The organism is Xanthomonas sp. SHU 166 (assembly GCF_000364685.1).
Classification (GTDB): domain Bacteria; phylum Pseudomonadota; class Gammaproteobacteria; order Xanthomonadales; family Xanthomonadaceae; genus Xanthomonas_A; species Xanthomonas_A sontii.
On the sequence record NZ_AQOJ01000317.1, the window covers coordinates 1 to 910 of the forward strand.

At 70.9% G+C, this 910-nt stretch carries 1 protein-coding gene; it reads left to right on the forward strand.

Annotated features, from left to right (window positions below; genetic code table 11):
* Positions 1-24 precede the first annotated feature (24 nt).
* A partial coding sequence (locus D180_RS09660) for an alpha/beta hydrolase (RefSeq protein WP_017912628.1) occupies positions 25-910 on the forward strand: 886 nt, incomplete at its 3' end.

Consider the following 910-nt stretch of genomic DNA (forward strand, 5'->3'; position numbering starts at 1 on the left):
AGACAGACAAGGAATCGGCAACGGATGCGGCAGGTCAACGAAAGCGAATTCGCCAGTTTCGACGGCACACGATTGTTCTACCGGCACTGGCCGGCCACGACGCCGGCGGCGCCGCCGCGGGCGGTGGTGCTGCTGCACCGTGGCCACGAGCATTCCGGGCGGGTCATGCACCTGGCCGAGGAACTGGGCCTGGACGAGTGCGCGCTGTTCGCCTGGGATGCGCGCGGCAACGGCCGCTCGCCCGGCGCGCGCGGCGACGCGCCCGGCTTCTCGGCGCTGGTGCGCGACCTGGATCGCTTCGTCGCGCACATCGGCGAGGTCCACGGCATCGCTGTGCAGGACATCGTGGTGGTGGCGCAGAGCGTGGGCGCGGTGGTCGCCAGCACCTGGGTGCACGACTACGCGCCGCCGCTGCGCGCGCTGGTGCTGGCCTCGCCGGCGTTCAAGGTCAAGCTGTACGTGCCGTTCGCGCGGCCCGGGCTGGCCCTGATGCAGACGCTGCGCGGCAACTTCTTCGTCAACAGCTACGTCAAGCCGCAGTGGCTGACCCACGATCCGGCGCGGGTCGAAAGCTATCGCAACGATCCGCTGATCACCCGGCCGATCTCGGTGCGGGTGTTGCTGGGGCTGTACGCGGCGGCCGACCGCGTGGTCGGCGATGCGCAGGCGATCACCGTGCCGGTGCAGCTGCTGGTGTCCGGCAGTGATTTCGTGGTGCACCGCGGCCCGCAGGACCGCTTCTACGAGCGCCTGTCTTCGCCGGTGAAGGAGCGCCACCTGCTGCCTGGTTTCTTCCACGACACGCTGGGCGAGCGCGACCGCGCGCCGGCGCTGGCGCAGATCCGTCGCTTCGTGCGCGAGCGCTTCGCCGAGGTGCCGGCACTGCCCAGCCTGCGCCAGGCGCACCGCC